The 16306-nt window shown below is 59.9% G+C and carries 13 protein-coding genes; 3 read left to right on the plus strand and 10 right to left on the minus strand.

The window, feature by feature from the left end:
- Nucleotides 1–12: 12 nt before the first annotated feature.
- The gene (locus tag EN861_RS32875; protein ID WP_135867637.1) at nt 13–519 is read right to left on the minus strand and encodes a ferritin-like domain-containing protein; all 507 of its coding nucleotides are present in this window, start codon (nt 517–519) and stop codon (nt 13–15) included.
- 2124 nt (nt 520–2643) lie between these two features.
- Between EN861_RS32875 and EN861_RS32890 the strand changes: the two genes are divergently transcribed.
- The 3 genes from EN861_RS32890 (at nt 2644) to EN861_RS32905 (ending at nt 5509) form a co-directional block, all read left to right on the plus strand.
- Nucleotides 2644–3864, plus strand: coding sequence for an Nramp family divalent metal transporter (locus tag EN861_RS32890; RefSeq protein WP_135867638.1), 1221 nt, complete (start codon nt 2644–2646; stop codon nt 3862–3864).
- Nucleotides 3864–4223: a PRC-barrel domain-containing protein gene (locus EN861_RS32895; RefSeq protein ID WP_135867639.1), complete on the plus strand. Its 360-nt coding sequence runs from the start codon at nt 3864–3866 to the stop codon at nt 4221–4223. The genes EN861_RS32890 and EN861_RS32895 overlap by 1 nt, the downstream gene beginning before the upstream one ends.
- A gap of 440 nt (nt 4224–4663) precedes the next feature.
- On the plus strand, nt 4664–5509 hold the full coding sequence (locus tag EN861_RS32905) for a cytochrome c (protein WP_245512162.1): 846 nt from the start codon (nt 4664–4666) through the stop codon (nt 5507–5509).
- Between the two features lie 57 nt (nt 5510–5566).
- Here the strand turns inward: EN861_RS32905 and EN861_RS32910 are convergent, their stop codons facing one another.
- The 9 genes from EN861_RS32910 to EN861_RS32955 form a co-directional block, all read right to left on the minus strand.
- Nucleotides 5567–5983 carry a c-type cytochrome gene (locus EN861_RS32910; RefSeq protein WP_135867640.1) on the minus strand — a complete coding sequence of 139 codons (417 nt, stop codon included), beginning with the start codon at nt 5981–5983 and terminating at the stop codon, nt 5567–5569.
- Nucleotides 5976–6854 carry a cytochrome c oxidase assembly protein gene (locus tag EN861_RS32915; protein WP_135867641.1) on the minus strand — a complete coding sequence of 293 codons (879 nt, stop codon included), beginning with the start codon at nt 6852–6854 and terminating at the stop codon, nt 5976–5978. The genes EN861_RS32910 and EN861_RS32915 overlap by 8 nt, the downstream gene beginning before the upstream one ends.
- 292 nt (nt 6855–7146) lie before the next feature.
- Nucleotides 7147–7749 (minus strand): cytochrome c oxidase subunit 3, encoded by a 603-nt coding sequence (locus EN861_RS32920; RefSeq protein ID WP_135867642.1) that lies wholly within the window; start codon nt 7747–7749, stop codon nt 7147–7149.
- The gene (gene ctaD, locus EN861_RS32925) at nt 7746–9653 is read right to left on the minus strand and encodes a cytochrome c oxidase subunit I (RefSeq protein ID WP_135867643.1); all 1908 of its coding nucleotides are present in this window, start codon (nt 9651–9653) and stop codon (nt 7746–7748) included. Before ctaD ends, EN861_RS32920 begins: the two co-directional genes overlap by 4 nt.
- Complete coding sequence (coxB, locus tag EN861_RS32930; RefSeq protein WP_135867644.1) at nt 9650–10642, minus strand: cytochrome c oxidase subunit II; 993 nt, start codon at nt 10640–10642, stop codon at nt 9650–9652. Before coxB ends, ctaD begins: the two co-directional genes overlap by 4 nt.
- Entirely contained in the window at nt 10639–11205 is a 567-nt protein-coding gene (locus tag EN861_RS32935) for a cytochrome c (RefSeq protein WP_245512163.1), read from the minus strand. Before EN861_RS32935 ends, coxB begins: the two co-directional genes overlap by 4 nt.
- Nucleotides 11206–11262: 57 nt before the next feature.
- Nucleotides 11263–13659, minus strand: coding sequence for an FdhF/YdeP family oxidoreductase (locus tag EN861_RS32940; RefSeq protein WP_135867645.1), 2397 nt, complete (start codon nt 13657–13659; stop codon nt 11263–11265).
- A 1046-nt stretch (nt 13660–14705) separates the two neighbouring features.
- Nucleotides 14706–14912: a KTSC domain-containing protein gene (locus EN861_RS32945; RefSeq protein WP_135867646.1), complete on the minus strand. Its 207-nt coding sequence runs from the start codon at nt 14910–14912 to the stop codon at nt 14706–14708.
- A 497-nt stretch (nt 14913–15409) separates the two neighbouring features.
- Nucleotides 15410–16306 (minus strand): NAD(P)/FAD-dependent oxidoreductase (locus EN861_RS32955; RefSeq protein WP_348630916.1); only part of this gene is annotated, 897 nt, incomplete at its 5' end.

The following is a 16306-nucleotide window of genomic DNA, read 5'->3' on the forward strand; positions in this document are numbered from 1 at the left end:
AGCCTTCGTCGATCAGCCGGCGGCCTTAGCGTTGACCTTTCGTTCAGCTATCCCGGTCAGCTTCTTGTCGGCTGCTTTTTCCTCATTGAGTGTCGTGGTGAGAAGCCGGGCGACGGCCTCCTTTCCGCTCTCCTGCGCCCAAGAGACAAGAGTTCCGTAGCGAGTGATTTCATAGTGTTCGACGGCCTGCGCTGCGGTGATCAAGGCGGCGTCCAGCACCTTCTTCTCGGCAACCTCGCCGGCGATCTCGTTGGCTTCCTTGATGATGCCATCGATTGCTGGGCAGGTCGTTCCCCTCGGCTTTTCGCCGATCAATTCGAAGGCCTGCTCAAGACGTTGGACGTGTTTTTCCGTCTCGCCGAGGTGCGCTTTGAATGCCGCCGTCAGATCCCGGTTGGTTGCCTTTTCGACCATGTCGGGAAGCGTCTTTAAGATTTGCTGCTCCGCATAATAGATGTCCTGCAGAACATGTAGGAACAAATCGTCCATAGTCTTGATATCCTTCGTAAACAGGCCCATGGCGCGCTCCTGGCTTCGCGTTCAGTAGATTTGTCAACAACGCGCGGACCTGGCACCCGTTCCGGTCGCTCGCGCTTCGCAACTGGTGTCGGCCGGCGCTGACGCCGCAGGAGCGATGCCTCGATCCATCGTTGTGGGTAGTCGGCCAAAAAGTCCGGCCTTCCCGATCTATGGCGGACTGTCATGACAATGAGGCCATCAGGCCAGGGCGTGGGGCCCGATCGGACGGAATGGATCGAACCACTTCTCGCAGTCGACAACGACGAGAACGACGCCAGGATACCAGCTGAGACGCGGCTTTGCTCGCATGCTCGAGGCGCAGCTCAGGGTCGTGAAGAAACAGATCCTCGAGAACGATCGAATGGTTCTGGCGAGCGCGAGTGAGACCGAGCTGGTCGCAGATTGATTGAGATCCCCGGCGTCGGCCCGCTGCTGGCGACAGCGATCGTCGCGACCGTCGCCGATGCACATGGCGACTGGACGGTGTCTTGCAACCTCACCACGCAGAACGGCACGGCGGCCAGGGCTTGCATGCTGTCGCAGGAGCGGACCGATGCGCAGTCGCGTCACCGCGTGCCATTGAGTTCCGTCCCAATAACCAGGTCGTCCAGGGAACGCTCGTGCTGCCGTTCGGCCTGGCGCTTGACCAGGGCGTAAGGCTGCAGTTTGACGACGGCGCCGCGCTTCCAACGTTCGCTTCCGCACCTGTCTCTCCGGGCGCTGCATCGTCGATCTCAGCTTCGACAACGAGACCCTGGCGGCGCTGCGCAAGGGAGCCGCCTTGAGGTCAAGGTGGTCGCGGACGGCGGCAAGGAGACGAACCCGGCGCTATCGCTGAACGGCTTCCCAAGCGCTGGACAGGACCGCCGCGCTGCTGGAGTAAATTTGCTATTGGTCGTCAAAGCATCTTGCCTGATCGACTTTGCCCCCGTCAGGCTCTCTCCGTCGCCGAGATGCTGGCCTGCTCTGGGGAGCAGTGCCAAATGGCCGCCGCGACCGCCGGGCCATCTAAGGAGCGGCTTCTTCAGATCCTGGACACTTTCGGAACCGGTCGAGCGGCTGTTCGACTTAGCCCCAATTACTATCGAGCTGGAGAGTCGTTTCCAACTGGGGCCGTGAATGAGCGGGATCGGATGCGCTCGTCTCAACCCGGCCTGCTGTGATTCCCCCGAATGTGGCCAGCGGGCGCCCGGTAACGCAGTCCGGTGAATTTCTGCGCATGGCGGAACCTTCGGACCGCAACAGCTTTAGAGATGAGAGAAAGGAGCCGCAAAACGCGGCAGATTACGGCTATGAAGCTTCTGGTATTTCTTGACGGTGTAGCCTCACATCGAAGCGATGGACTCCACCCTGAACTCACGCGCCTTTTCAAGCAACGGGCTCTTCTGTCGGCACCGGGCGTTATGGAGTTATACCCGTGTGGGCACAGTGGCGAGCAGGCCGGGCCCAATCCTTCCGGGATGTCAAAGACCCGCGCCGAGCGATGTGATCCGATTTCCCGGGAATCCCAAATCGACAGTCCGGGGTTCCTGATGTCACTGCTTACACGCACCCTCCCTAGATACGCTTCCGGCTGAGGAAGGCTTCAGCCCATGTCCGTCGTCCCCCATCTGAATGCCTCAAAGCAGACCAGCCGAAACAACATTGGCCGCAGGCGAAGCGTGTGGCTCCCATGGCCCTAATGCCAGGCGTCACAAAACGAGCTGGCTATTTCCTATGGCGCCAATGCCTGCTGATGACGACGTTGGCTGTGACCGCATGTTCGTCTTCAGACTCTACCGATCAGCAGACAAAAATCGCAGCGTCGGCTTCGCAGACGATCGTTCTGGTTTTGGATAGTTGGGCCACCGGCGCAGTTCCTTCACACTATGCATCGGCCACATTGCAGTCGACGGCCGATATGTTGGCTGAAGCCAGTCAGCAGATGCAGTCTGGAAGTTCTCCTGAAACCCCCGAGCGGCGTGGGGTCATAACGGCGGTCGGCCGGCTGTCGGCCGCGGCAAGGCGCGCCCAGGCCGGGGTAGTCGCTGGCAACCCACGACAGGTGAGGGGGGCACTGCAGGAACTTGAAACAGCCGCAACGGACCTGGCAGCCGCCCGTGCTAGAGATGTCGCGCCGAAATCATGAAGAAGCTGCTGGAAATCTCGCTCGGCATCGTCACCAGTGTTGGCGGTTTCCTCGAGGTTGGATCGATGGCAACGGCCGCGCAAGCCGGCGCCACGTTCGGCTTCCAACTGATCTGGGCAATCCTCCTCGGCACCATCTGCATCATCTTCCTGGTCGAGATGGCCGGCCGATTCGCGGCGGTTAGCGGTCACACGATCACCGATGGAATCCGTGAGAGGTTCGGCTTCAAGGCCTTCCTCTGGCCGTTATTGGCCACCTTGCTGGTCAACTTCATGGTGATGTCGGCAGAGATCGGTGGCGTGGCTATCGCGGGCGAGGTTGCTACAGGGATTGGCTTTCAGTGGTGGGCTCTGCCCGTGGCGTTCCTGGCGTGGCTATTCCTCTGGAAAGGCACTTTCGGTTTCATCGAAAAGGGCGTTGCCATACTCGGGCTTGTCACCCTCAGCTTCGTAATCGCGGCGGTAATGCTGAAACCGGATTGGACACAGGTTGCTGCCGGCGCTTTGCCCAGCCTGCCGAACCATGATGCGGCGAGCTACTGGTTCATGGCTGTCAGCATTCTGGGCGCCTCGATATCGCCATACCTTTTCATGTTCTACTCCTCAGGCGCCGTCGAGGATCACTGGGACAAAACCTATCTCGGCACCAATCGCGCCATAGCGGGGCTTGGCATGAGTTTCGGTGGCACGATCTCGGTCGGCGTGCTGATCGTATCCGCGCTTGTGCTCGGGGCGCATGGCATAAACCAGGTCAACGACTATCATCAACTGCCACTGATGCTGATCCCGGTCTTCGGTTTTTGGGGATTTGTTCTGTTCGTGGCCTCGCTTGCCATAGCATGTTTCGGCGCCGCACTCGAGATCGGCTTGCAGCAGGCCTATCTCGTCGCACAAGGCTTCGGATGGACGTGGGGCGAGGACCGAAAACCTCGCGATGACCCAGCCTTCTGTGGTGTCTATACGCTGTCGTTGCTCTTCGCCGCCATACCGATCACGCTCGGCCTCGACCCACTGAAGCTCACCATTTTCTCCATGGCCGTGACGGCTGCCAGCCTGCCGCTGACGGTGGTCCCGTTCCTCTTCTTGCTCAACGATAAGCGCTATGTCGGCGAGCACCGCAATGGCATGATTTCGAACGCCGCTGTGATCTTCATCATCGCGCTTGGTTCCGTCCTTGCCGTGGTGGCCATTCCCTTGCAAATATTCGGAGGTTCGTGATGGATCTGCTGCGCGATCTACTGGACAAGCAGGTCGTTGACCGCAACGGGGTCAAGATCGGCAAGGTGGATGGGATCATGGCCCAGTTGAGGCCGGACAGGCCGCCCAGGATTGTTGCTATAGAACTTGGATCGATTACGCTGGCGCGCCGTCTTGGTTCACGGCCGGGACGCTGGATGGTGTGGCTCGCGGCAAAGCTTGGTGGCGAACGACACGCCGAGCCCCACCGGATACCTTGGAAGAAGGTGCGCGACATAGGCGTGGACATTGAGGTCGACATCGACGTGCATCGGACGGCGATCTTCGATTGGCAGGACTGGCTGCGTGATCACGTCATCGGCCGCATCCCGGGAGCCTGAGGATGGTCACTGTCAACCTCGAACTTCTTGCGGGTCGACGGGTGTTGTCGCTACGCGGCAGAAGCGTCGGTCACATAGAGGAGATATGTGCGGAGCGTGACGGTGATGCTCTCGTGGTCACTGAATTCCATGTCGGCATTTTCGCTGCATTCGAGCGGCTCTCTGCCTCGGTTATCGGCGTCGCGGTATTGGACCTGTTTGGTCTGCGCCATCGCGATTGCCTGTACCGCATCCCCTGGGACAAGCTCGATGTTTCGGACCCCATCAGGCCACGGCTGCGATGCACCCTCGAGCAGCTTTCCGACATGAAGGCCAAAATTGAAGGTAAGCACGAGGCGCAGTCGTCCAAGAGCGGGTTGACGGTCACATGGGGCACAGCGTGGAAATTTTCTCTTGCGTTTTTCGTATGTGCGGGCGCAGTCGCCGCTGTCTTGTGGTACCTGACCGTTGCGCGGCCGCCGTTTTCGGAACAGGATCGCCAGTTTGAAGGGCCGGGCGATGTCGCGCGCGGTGAACTGGTCTTCGCCGCAGGTGATTGCTCTTCCTGCCACGCAACACCGGGACAGTCCGACCGCCTGAAGCTTGGAGGGGGTATGGCGCTCGCTTCACCGTTCGGGACCTTTCGGCCTCCCAACATTTCCGCGGATCCCGTCGATGGCATCGGCGCATGGACCGTCACCGACCTGGCAAACGCGCTCATTGGCGGCGTGTCCCCCAAGCGGGAACATTACTATCCGGCTTTTCCCTTTACGAGTTTCACGGGCATGACGGCCTCGGATGTCAGGGATCTCTACGCCTATCTCAGGACGCTTCCCAAGGTAACGGGGCGTCCTCCCCCGCATGATCCAGCGATCCTGTTCAGTATCCGCCGGTCCGTCGGAATCTGGAAAATGATGTTCTTTCGACAAGGCTCAACTCTTGCGCATCTCGACGGAGACCCCGTGCATGATAGAGGCGCATATCTTGTCGAGACAATTTCACACTGCGCAGAGTGCCACTCCACTCGCAATGCGGCTGGGGCAATCAAAACCGACACTCGCTTTGCCGGTGGTATCGATCCCCAAGGCACCGGTTTCGTCCCGAACATCACCCAGGAAAAATTGCACGATTGGACGGAAAACGATATCGCCACAATGCTTCAAACCGGCGAGACGCCCAACCACGGTCGTGTGGGATCATCCATGGCCGATGTCGTCGACAATACCGCATTGCTTTCCGAAAGCGATCGTCAGGCGATTGCACGTTACATCAAAGCCCTTCCGCCAATTCCCACGCCGCGCCCTTGAGGCAGTCGCGAGAATTCAAGGTTCTGTCCGCCCGAGCAGGTCTCACGGGATCGCGGGTCAGTGCGCGTAGAGATACGCAACGAGGTCTCTGGCTTCCTGTGACGAGATACCTGTTTCCGGCATCGCCGTCTGCGGAGAAAAGCTGCGGGGGGAGACGATCCATGCGACAAGGTTATCGGAATTGTTTTCCAGCACGCCCGCTATGTACACACGCTTCGACAGGCCGCTCAGCGGCGCGCCGACCTGGCCGTCCGCGCCGGGAATGCCGGGGATCGTGTGGCAACCAGAGCAACCGTAACGGCGAAACATTTCTGGAGCGCGTCCGGGATCGCCGCCTGAGATAGTTGTGGCCAGGGCAGCCTGGGTGCCGTTGTCGCGTATGACGTTGACGGCGACAAATGCGGCCGATGCGGCCACTAGGGCCACCGCAATCAGGACGGTGCGGGCAATTGCCGACGCGAGCAGGTCAGGCATTTTGCGTCCTTCGTCCGCTTGAGCCACGAATCCAGCGTGCCAGCATAGTCATTGCCGCGGCCGCGTAGATCGTGCCGGCTGGCACCCACATGATCATGCCCGCGAGTTGCTGATCCTCCAGCGGGGTCAATCCCCAGGCCATTGCCGTTTGGGTTTGCGCGACGTACAGCACCCGGGGAGCGAGCGCCATCAAGGCACCCAGAACGCTCGTGTGCACCATGGTTCCGAACAGATGCCAGGCCGAGGCGCCGTAGTCGCTTCGCCAGACAACCGCCCACCAGAACAGCATCGCTGTCGCGAAGAAGCTGAGATGCTGGAGGCGATGCAGGGCCGGGTCGGTCACGGCCGCGTCGAACAACACAGGCACGTGCCAAGCCCAGATAGCCAAGCCATGAATGACGGTTGCGCTTGTGGCACTGCTGCACCAATTCCATAGCCCTCGTATCAGCGGTGCACGCATTAGCGACCCTGCCAGGCGTCGGGCTTTTCCTGGTAGTCCCCAGAGCAGGCTACCCGCCGGCCGCGCAAGCACGATCAAGGGCGCCGACACGGCCATGACAATCTCGTGCTCGATCATATGAAAGGTAAAAAGATGTTCGCCCAGCCAATGAAGCGGCGACAGCAGCGCTGCCGCCAATGCCAGCACGCCACAAGAATATAGCAGAACGCGGATAAGCATGCCGCTCGGCCGGCGGCTTCGTTTCGCCAGCCTTGCAGCGCCGACGCCGTAAAGCGCGGCAAGTGTCGCAATGGGCAAGACGATCCAAGGATCGAATGTCCAGGGAAGCCAAGACCCATGCGGCTCGTCTCCGTGAGCCATCGCCGGGCTAGCGATCATCAAACAAAGCAGCGCCCAGATCAGCGTTGGCATGGGTCCAGCAGCATCGTCGCCGCTCCCTGCAATGACAGCGCGAAAACAAAGGCCAGCGCAATAAGAAAACTGGCGTTGACGAGAAATCGCTCAGTCCTGGTCAACCCCGTCAACGTGGCCCGCGAGCCGGCGAGGCCAACAATCGAAACCACAAGTAGGAAGCAACTGGCAAGCGCTGTCCAGGGGACATCCTGCTGGCAGTCCTCATAAGGCGTGATTTGCCCCAGCTGTGTGCTCAGAGCCCACGCTAAGAGGGGAATAACAAGTGCGGTGTGTCGGAGCCGATTTGCACTCATATCCGTGGCACCCAGTAGAGGCAGGCATACATCGGCAACCACGTAGCGACCACGAAGTTCCAGTACATCGTATTGTCACTGACATCTCCGTAGCGTCGTGGGTTATCGCCATGGCGTGAGAACATCAGACACGTCAGTACCAGCGTCTCGATCAGATCGGTCAGTATGTGCGTCGTATGAAGGCCGAGCATGACCCAGACGATCGAGCCGTAGGCGTTTTGATCCCACTTGATGTGCATTGCGGGAAATTCGAAGGCGCGTAGGATCAGCGGTGCTATCCCCAGCAAGGACATGACGATGAGGCCGACGCGAACCTTCAGCAGGTCTTGCTTTCGTGCCCAGCGAGCGAGGAAGATGTTGGGAACAAGGCTTGCCAGGAGTAGCGCTGTCAGGGTTGTTCCGGGCAGCAGGTCAGGCGGTCCGGCGTCCAGCGGCCAGCGTGGTGCCAGGCTCATGAGATAGAGATAGACGACGATCGAAAGCGCAAAGCCCGTTCCCTCAATGAGCATGAAGGCGAGCGTGCCCCACCAGGATTGGCTCGCAGTGCCGAGGCCATGCGGCGGAAGCTCTGACAGGTCGAGGACGACATTGTCTTTCATGAATCATCCTCCGGCACGTCCTTGGGCCAGAACCAGCCAATCAGCGCGATCGCGACAGGTATCGAACCCCATACGACTGCCCAGGGGCTGAATATCGACCAGATCAAAGCCACCGTTGTGGCTAGCGCCGCCCATAGCGGCCAGATCGAATCGCCGGACGACGACTCCCGCGCTTCTGGCGCCGCCTCAACGACGCTGGTGATCAACAATTCCCGACGGTCGACGCGCAGGCCGATAGCGGCTGGAAGGAACGCGTCGTCATGTATCGGCTCAAGGCTATCCACCAGCGGCAGCTTGGCGAAGTTATAGGACGGCGGTGGGGACGGTGTCGCCCATTCAAGCGTGGTGGCCCCCCAGGGATTGGCCGAGGCGGTCGCGCCTGCTCTGGCGCTGCGTATCGCATCGATGAAAAACAGAAGGAAACCGGCAGCAAGAACGATCGCGCTGAGGCTGATGAACATGTTCAAGCCCGACCATGGCATTTCTGGCTGGTAGGTATAAATGCGGCGCGGCATACCGCGCAGTCCAAGTATATGCATGGGGAAAAAGGTCAGGTTGAAGCCGGTAAAGATTAGACCGAATACCCAGCGCCCTGTTGTCTCGTTCAACATGCGGCCCGTCAGCTTGGGGAACCAGTAGTAAATCGCGCCAAGCAGGGGAAACACCGCACCGCCGACCAGGACATAATGAAAATGGGCGACGACGAAATAGGTGTCATGGACCTGTGTGTCGAACGGTACGGACGCCACCATGACGCCTGTCAGGCCGCCGATGACAAAAATTACGATGAAGCCGATCACGAACAGCAACGGCGTCTTGAAAATCGGTTTTCCCGCCCACATCGTCGCAAGCCAGCAGAAAATCTGCAGCCCCGCAGGGACCGCGATCGCCATGCTTGAGGCGGTGAAGAAGCTTTCACCGAGGCGCGGCAGGCCGGCGACGAACATATGATGCACCCACAGCCCGAACGCCAGAACGCCGGTGGCGATCAGCGCCATCACCATGCCCAGATAACCGAACACGGGGCGCCGCGTGAACGTGGCGACAATGGTCGATACCATGCCGACCGCCGGTAGGAAGATGATGTAGACTTCCGGATGGCCGAAGAACCAGAACAGATGCTGCCACAACAGCGCGTCGCCGCCTTCCGCCGGGTTGAAAAAATGTGTTCCAACCAGCCGGTCGAGGATAAGCGACGTGCTTGCGATCATGATCGCCGGCATGGCAAGGATGACCAGAAACGATGTGACCAGCATCGACCAAACGAACAACGGGATCCGGTCGAGCGACATGCCAGGTGCCCGCTGCTTGAAGACCGTCACCACGATTTCGACCGCGACCGCGAGCGCGGAGACTTCGGTGAACGTGATCATCTGCGCCCAGATGTCTGCCCGCTTTCCAGCCGCGTATTGAGGCCCTGCGAGCGGCACGTAGGCGAACCATCCGACATCCGGTCCGGTATCGAGTACAAACGCGATCCACAGCAGCAGACCACCGGCAAGATACATCCAATAGGAAAACGCGTTGAGGCGCGGGAAGGCGATGTTTCGAGTTCCAACCATCAACGGCACAAGGTAGATGGCCATCGCCTGCATGACCGGCACGGCAAACAGGAACATCATGTTCGTTCCATGCGTGGTGAAAATCTGGTTGTAGCGATCGGGGCCGATGAAGCGAGCCTCGGGTTGCGCCAGTTGCAAGCGCATCAGCAAGGACAGCAGCCCGCCAAGGGCCAGGAAAACAAAGGCCGTGGTGATATACCGGCGCCCGATAATCTTGTGGTCGACTGTCGAGAGAGCACCCAAGAGTCCTGGCGGCGTTGTCCAGGTCGCCGCAAGGCGCCGCTCGAGTTCGGCAGCGTCGAACGCCGTATCACGGATCTCGCGGTTGTCCTTAGGCGTCATTTCAGGCTCTCCATATAGGCGGAGATGTTCTGCAGTTCGGCGCTGGTCAGCGGGACCATCGGCATGTTGTTGCCGGGTTTGAGCGTCTGTGGATCGGCAATCCAGGCGGCCAACGAACCGCGGGTTGTTTCCACGAGGCCGGCCGCGATCGTCTGCCGGCTTCCTATATGTGTCAGGTCGGGGCCGGTGGTGCCACTGGCAGACGTGCCCCGCACCGTGTGGCACGCTGCGCAGGGCTTTGCCATGAAGATTGCCTGTCCCGCCACTGCATCCGGAGCGGCAGGTATTACTGCATTGCCAGATTGTGCCGCCGCCCAGCGCTCATAGTCCGCGGCCGGCTCGGCAACGACCATGATCGCCATGTGGCTATGTTGCAGGCCGCAGAATTCAGCGCATTGCCCGCGGTAGACACCCGGCTTTTCCGCACGCAGCAGCAAACCGTTCGAGCGGCCGGGGACGAGATCCTGCTTTCCGGCGAGGCTCGGGACCCAGAACGAATGAATGACATCGGTGCTCTCAAGCTTCAGATGCACATCCTGGCCGACAGGGATGTGAATTTCGTTGGCGGTCTGGAAGCCCGGCGTCGCACCCGAACTGGCATAGAAGATCTGCCACCACCATTGCTGCCCTCTGACTGTAATTGTGAGGGCGGCGTCCTCGGGGACGCCAATGCCGCGCGTGGTATAGAAGCTCGCTATCGTAAGACCGGCTATGATGATCACAGTTGTCGCAACTGCGGCGCTCACCACCGTCGTCAGCCGCTTCTCGGAAATTGGATCTTCAGCTGGCCTGTCGCGCCTCCTCAGTATGGCCAGGCCAAGCACACCCATCACCAGGAGCCAGATCACCGTACAAATGATCACTATGACAATGATCAGATGTTCGATGTGGATGGCGGGCGCGCCGTTTGGATCGAGCGCCGACTGATTGCCGCTACAGCCTGAGGCCGCGACCACCGTCGATATTAGTAGGGGAGGGACAGCTCTCAAGGCGAGGGTCCTTGGTCAAAATGAGCGCCCGTCGGTCCCTCATCGAACATGATGATTGCTGGACCGCGGTTCTCGGCCGGGCGGCTGTTCTTGTCGTCGTTGCGACTGGGGGCCGCTACTTTCGGCGTATAGGAGCCGATCGTTTGCACATATCCGGCAAGCTGCCATATCTGCTCAATCGTCATTTTGTCGCGAAAGGCCGGCATGCCATGAGGCCGGCCGTCTCGGATGGAAGCGACGATGGAAACCATCTCGGGCCCGTAAAGCCACCAGCCGTCAAGAAAGCTTGGTCCGACGCCGCCCCGCCCGTCGCCGTGGCAGGCGGGGCATCCGAACCACGAATAGAGACGCTTGCCCTGGCTCAGATTATAAGCGTCCGCTTCGTAGGGCTTGCCAAGCGCGAAGTAACTCTGCGGCGGCGTTCCGCTGATGCCGTTGTGCATAAGCCGAAACTGGTCAAGGTCTGCAGCGGCAGGGGGGTCGAGACGAAGCTCTCTCGGTTGGCGCAGCCAACCGAGCAGGCCGCCGGCACAGATGAAAAGCAAAACCCCGCCCGCGACCAATGCCGGCTTCAAAGTTTCGACTACCCTGTCTGACACGGGTCCTCTTCCCAAAAGGGGTCAACTGTCTGGAGTTAACTGCGATCGGCTAAGGCGGACCGGCAACAGCTTGTATGAGGGCGTCTTCGACTTCGGGTCGTGGTGGGCCAAGGGGAAGAGCGGGTTTGTCTCTGGATAGTAAGCGCCGCAGCATCCCTTGGGGATATTGTAGGAAACGATCCTCAGTCCTGAGACCTTGCGCACGGTGGTCTCATCGATGGCCGTTGTGATATCAACCGTCTCGCCGTCCGCGAAACCCAGACGCTCAATGTCATTGCGGTTCATGAAGACAATCTGGCGGGTCCCATTGACGCCACGAAACCGGTCGCTGTAGCCATAGATTGTGGTGTTGAACTGATCGTTGGAGCGAAGGGTTGCGAGATGCAGGACATCCTTGCTCAGCGCTGTCGGCAAATCTGGAAAAAGCCTGTCGGGCGTGATGAAATTCGCTTTCCCGCTTTGGGTTACCCATTTGCGTTCGCGAGCCGGAAGCGGCCTGGCGAACCCGCCGGGTTTGAACAGCCGCTTATTGAAGTCCTTGAAGGTTTCAGGGTAAGTGCGCTCTATGGCGTCTCGGATCTCCGCATAGTTGCCGACCCAGGCGTCCCATGGAACCTTTGTCTGCCCTAGCGTGGCTTTGGCGATGCCGGCGACGATGGCTGGCTCCGACAAAAGTTCAGCGCTTGCGGGCTTTGTTTTGCCGCGTGAGCCATGGAAATGGGCTATCGAGCTCTCCATTGAGACGGCTTGTGGGCCTGTCGCCTGCTCATCGACCTCGATGCGTCCCAGGCAGGGCAGCAGGTACGCGATCTCCCCATGCACGACGTGGCTGCGGTTGAGCTTGGTTGCGATGTGTACGCTCAGCCGTAGTTTGCGCCATCCCTCCTCCATCGCGGCGGTCTCGGGTACCGCCTTCAGAAAGTTTCCGCCGAGGCTGATGAACGCGCGACATTGGCCTTTCATAATTGCTTCGCACGTCTCGACCGTCGAGCGCCCGGTCCAGCGAGGTGGCTCGAACCCATAGAGCTCGGAGAGCTTGTCCAGAGGCGCCAGGCCGGGCTTTTCCGTGATCCCGACAGTGCGCTGTCCTTGAACGTTTGAATGACCTCGGACGGCACAGATATTTGCTCCGGGCTTGCCGATATTGCCGCGCAGCAGCGCAAGATTGCACACCATATGAACATTCTGGACGCCCATAAGGTGCTGGGTCAGGCCCATGCCATAGACGATCAGGACGGAATCCGCTTTCGCGTAGGTCGCCGCTGCCTGCGTCATCTGATCGCGAGTGAGCCCCGAAACACGTTCCAGTTCGGCCCACTGGTGTGTTCGTGCGGCCTGAGCGAATTCGTCGTATCCTGCCGTATGCTCCTTGATGAAGTCATGATCGAGCACGTGTTTTTTGTCGGCGGAGGCCATTGAGGCTGCGAAGGCGATCATGGCCGCGTTATCAGGGTCCTTCGGTTTGCCGTCATCTCCCGCGACGGTGCTCAGACCGGATGCCTTCAGGGCATCGTCTGCTTCGATCAGCGCCTTGCAAACGCCGAACAAGGCGGCGATGTCGCCGCCATTGTTAACCTGGTAGTACTCCGAAGAGATTTTCGTCTCTTTGCCGGTGAGCATCTGGGACGGGGACTGCGGATTGACGAAGCGCTCCAGTCCGCGTTCGCGCAGCAGGTTGAATGTGACGATCTTCACCCCTCGATCTACGGCATCCTGAAGATCGTGGAGCAGGCGAGGCGACGACGTTCCGACATTCTGGGCGATGTAGAAGATGCAATCGGTGTTTTCGAAATCCGAAAGGATTGCAGTGCCAACAGACGCGCCGATGCTCTCGGGAAGTGCCACCGAAGAGCTTTCGTGGCACATGTTGGAGCTGTCAGGTAAATTGTTGCTGCCATACATGCGGGCAAACAACTGGTACATGTAGCTCGTTTCGAGCGAAGCGCGGCCGGATGTGTAGAGGTCGACATGGCGCGGATCCAGAGCGCGCAGTTCCCTGCCGATCTCGTCGAATGCGTCGATCCAACTCACCGGGACATATTTGTCAGTGGCAGGATCCCAGCGCATTGGATGAGTCAGCCGGCCTTCTTCCTCGAGGTTGTGATCCGGCCACCGCTCCAGCTCGCTCAGCGTATGCCTGGCGAAGAATGCAGGGTCAGCCCTACGGGAAGTGATTTCCCAAGCCGTCGCCTTGGCACCGTTTTCGCAGAACTCGAGCGGGTGCGGTTGGGAAGGTTTCGCCCAGGCGCAACTGACACACATGTAGCCTTGGGGCTTGTTCTGAACCGACAGGAGTTTCGGCCCCTTTAAGGGGACGTGTTCTCTGGTGATGGTCGAGGCGACGGATTTCGCCGACCCCCAACCTCCAGCCGGCCCGCCGTACGGTTTGATGGTGGCCGACTTTGTTTTCGGTGTCATTTCTACGCCTCGCCGCAGCACAACGCGAGACCTGACTTGGTCTCACCCCAATTGACGCGATACCAGCCCGGTGGGCGTTACTCGAAAGCCAACTGGATTAATCCACCTGTTGATCGGTCTGCCGAGACCGCCATCATAGAACTAGCAATTTGGCAGACAGTTCCACACCCGATCGGCTTGTTGAGGTCCCTTCTCCTGGTTGACGCCTTCAGGGTCGACCGGCCCTCCTGTGTCCACATGTTCTCCCTGTTGTCAGGCGCAGCGATAGCTGGCGATCCGGTGAAATGCGCCGTGGCGGTGGGCGGTCGGTGCGGGACCTAGCGCGGTAATCGGGCACGCCGGCGGGGCGGGGCAATGGAGGTACCGTGATCGCGATGGCCGCGTTTACACAGCTCGGTGTCGGACGGGTACTGACCAGCCCGGGCGCGGATGACGGTCACGCGTCCTGAGATTCGCATCTCTAAAGCTACTGTTGACGTTCGTGCCCTTGGCTCATTCAGCAAACGGCGCGCGCAGCCACGCTTAGGGCGGCGAAGCGGCTCTATTCGGCAGCCGGGGAAAGCCCCTCCACAAACTTTTCGAAATCTGCAAACGTTCTACAATTCGGACCCAGCCGCCGGCCGATATCATTTTTTAAAGACTAACCGGTCAAGCGGAGTCATCTTGCCAGCGTCCAATGCACTTTTTGGCGAGAAGGAACCCATGTTGTTTCCTGGTCAAGTCGTCATGTCCGACAAACTGGAGATGCTCGCCCGCGTCTGTCGGACAGCCTGCGCGGAAAATGGTCTTGCACTCAGCAGCCCGCAGGCCACAGATACTCGCATCCCATATCCTGAAGCTTTTCCTCAATGGCCTTGAAGGCGAGGACGAGCTACTAAGCGCTGAGCGAATCCGTATCAAAGGCAAGCTCACATCGAAACATTGATGCAGCCGCGTGAGTTGCATCACAGCCAGCCTCACGTCGGAACGGGATGCATGGCGAGTTCAGTGCCCTGCTGGCGCGCCACGCCGGGACGGGCATGAGCGCCGCCTCCCCGGAAGGTCCGCTAATCGTCCGAGATCAGCCGGTACCGAAACTGGCCCCGGATGTGGTCATTGAAGAAGCGGCCTTTCGCCAAAGCGTTTCGGAAGGCGGTGTAGACCTCCACAGGGACCCCCTCGTAGTCATAGCGCTTGCCGCTCGCAACGAACCATACGGAGAGAATCTGGCTGTCGGGATCGTATTCGCTCTGGCGGATCGACGTCGAAGGCATGGCGTCGACTATACGAGCGCCATGGGCATGCAGCGAATGATAACCTTGTCTTGCCGAAATCTTCGTTCGAGTTCCCTACGGCGGTCGCGCCAGCCCGCGACATCGATTTCCTCCGTCATCACCTCGAGGATAACGATGTTGTCGCTGTCGGATTTCGTCCCTTGCCGCCCCAGGCGCTCAGTAGGCGCCTGAAGGTAGGCCGTAACGCCGTTAAATCGGCTCGCCAAGCTCCTCCTTGACCCGATCGAAATCTTCCCGCGGGAAGGGCCGGCCCGCGTTGTCGGATCGGGAAGCAGGAGCTGGATGAGGTGCATGGGGCGACTCGCTGAATGGCAGTCAACGCTTACGAAGTCGACGGCGTTCCATTGTATATAAGGTCGACTTCGCTCAGCCGAAGCGCATCCTGTGCAGCGCGCAGCGATCAAAGGTTCTGAACAAGCTTGGCGGCGACGCGGAGGCCGACATCGCGCCGACCGCTTCCGTACAAGCGCGCCGCTTTAGTCCGTCGTTGCAAGATAGTTGTGCATGTCGGTGGCGGCGATTGCCGCGTGCCCGAACGCGACCGCAATCTGGTTGATTTCATCGACCACGTCCCCTGCGGCATAAAGGCCGGCTATGCCGGTGCGCTGGTGCGAGTCCACCACGAGATTGCCGGCGCCGTCGCATTCCGCGCCGAGATCGATGGCGAGCTTTGAGCGTATGGTGCAACCCATGGCAGGATAAATCGTGTCGAATGAAAGCGATCTGCCGTCACGCAGGCTTACCCGAGCCCCCGGACCGGCAGCCCGTACGGAATCCGGCAGGCATTCTTCCACCCTGACGCCAGCCGCTTTGAGGAGTTCGCCCGTGGCGGGGTCAAGGCCTGATATCGCGTCGGTCGCCAGTATAGTGACGTCGCTTGAATAGGTCTGCATGAACAGGGCCTTTTTTGTCGCCTGGTCTGCCGGACCGATCACGGCGACACGTTTGTCGATGACCTCGTAAGCGTCACAGACCGGACACAGCCGCATCGATCCTATTGCGATCATGCTGGCCGCATCCGGAGTGTTCGGGAGCGTGTCGACGATGCCCGTAGCGAACAGCACCGCGCGAGCCCGAACGGCGAACGACGCCGTGGCGACAAAATCGGGGCCATCGCGCCGGAGAGCGGTAACTGTACCGTCGATAAGGTCAACGGTGCCCGTCAGGGCCTGTTGTCGCAGTCGTTCAAGCAAATCTACGCCCGAAATGCCGTCCGGAAAACCAGGGCAGTTATGGCTTACGGGTATCCACCTCGCGCGGCTTTCGCCGGCGTCGACGACCATGACCCGGCGGCGAAAACGCCCGAGATATGTCGCGGCAGCCAAGCCGGCCGGACCGCCCCCGATTATGAGACAGTCGCACGCCCGGCCTGA

This window comes from Mesorhizobium sp. M8A.F.Ca.ET.218.01.1.1 (assembly GCF_004791165.1).
In the GTDB taxonomy this organism is placed as follows: domain Bacteria; phylum Pseudomonadota; class Alphaproteobacteria; order Rhizobiales; family Rhizobiaceae; genus Mesorhizobium.

Excerpts from the sequence above, each read along its gene's own strand:
- EN861_RS32875 (WP_135867637.1), bottom strand. The coding sequence starts at position 519 with ATGGGCCTGTTTACGAAGGATATCAAGACTATGGACGATTTGTTCCTA.
- EN861_RS32890 (WP_135867638.1), top strand. The coding sequence starts at position 2,644 with ATGAAGAAGCTGCTGGAAATCTCGCTCGGCATCGTCACCAGTGTTGGC.
- EN861_RS32895 (WP_135867639.1), top strand. The coding sequence starts at position 3,864 with ATGGATCTGCTGCGCGATCTACTGGACAAGCAGGTCGTTGACCGCAAC.
- EN861_RS32910 (WP_135867640.1), bottom strand. The coding sequence starts at position 5,983 with ATGCCTGACCTGCTCGCGTCGGCAATTGCCCGCACCGTCCTGATTGCG.
- EN861_RS32915 (WP_135867641.1), bottom strand. The coding sequence starts at position 6,854 with ATGCCAACGCTGATCTGGGCGCTGCTTTGTTTGATGATCGCTAGCCCG.
- EN861_RS32920 (WP_135867642.1), bottom strand. The coding sequence starts at position 7,749 with ATGAAAGACAATGTCGTCCTCGACCTGTCAGAGCTTCCGCCGCATGGC.
- ctaD (WP_135867643.1), bottom strand. The coding sequence starts at position 9,653 with ATGACGCCTAAGGACAACCGCGAGATCCGTGATACGGCGTTCGACGCT.
- EN861_RS32940 (WP_135867645.1), bottom strand. The coding sequence starts at position 13,659 with ATGACACCGAAAACAAAGTCGGCCACCATCAAACCGTACGGCGGGCCG.
- EN861_RS32945 (WP_135867646.1), bottom strand. The coding sequence starts at position 14,912 with ATGCCTTCGACGTCGATCCGCCAGAGCGAATACGATCCCGACAGCCAG.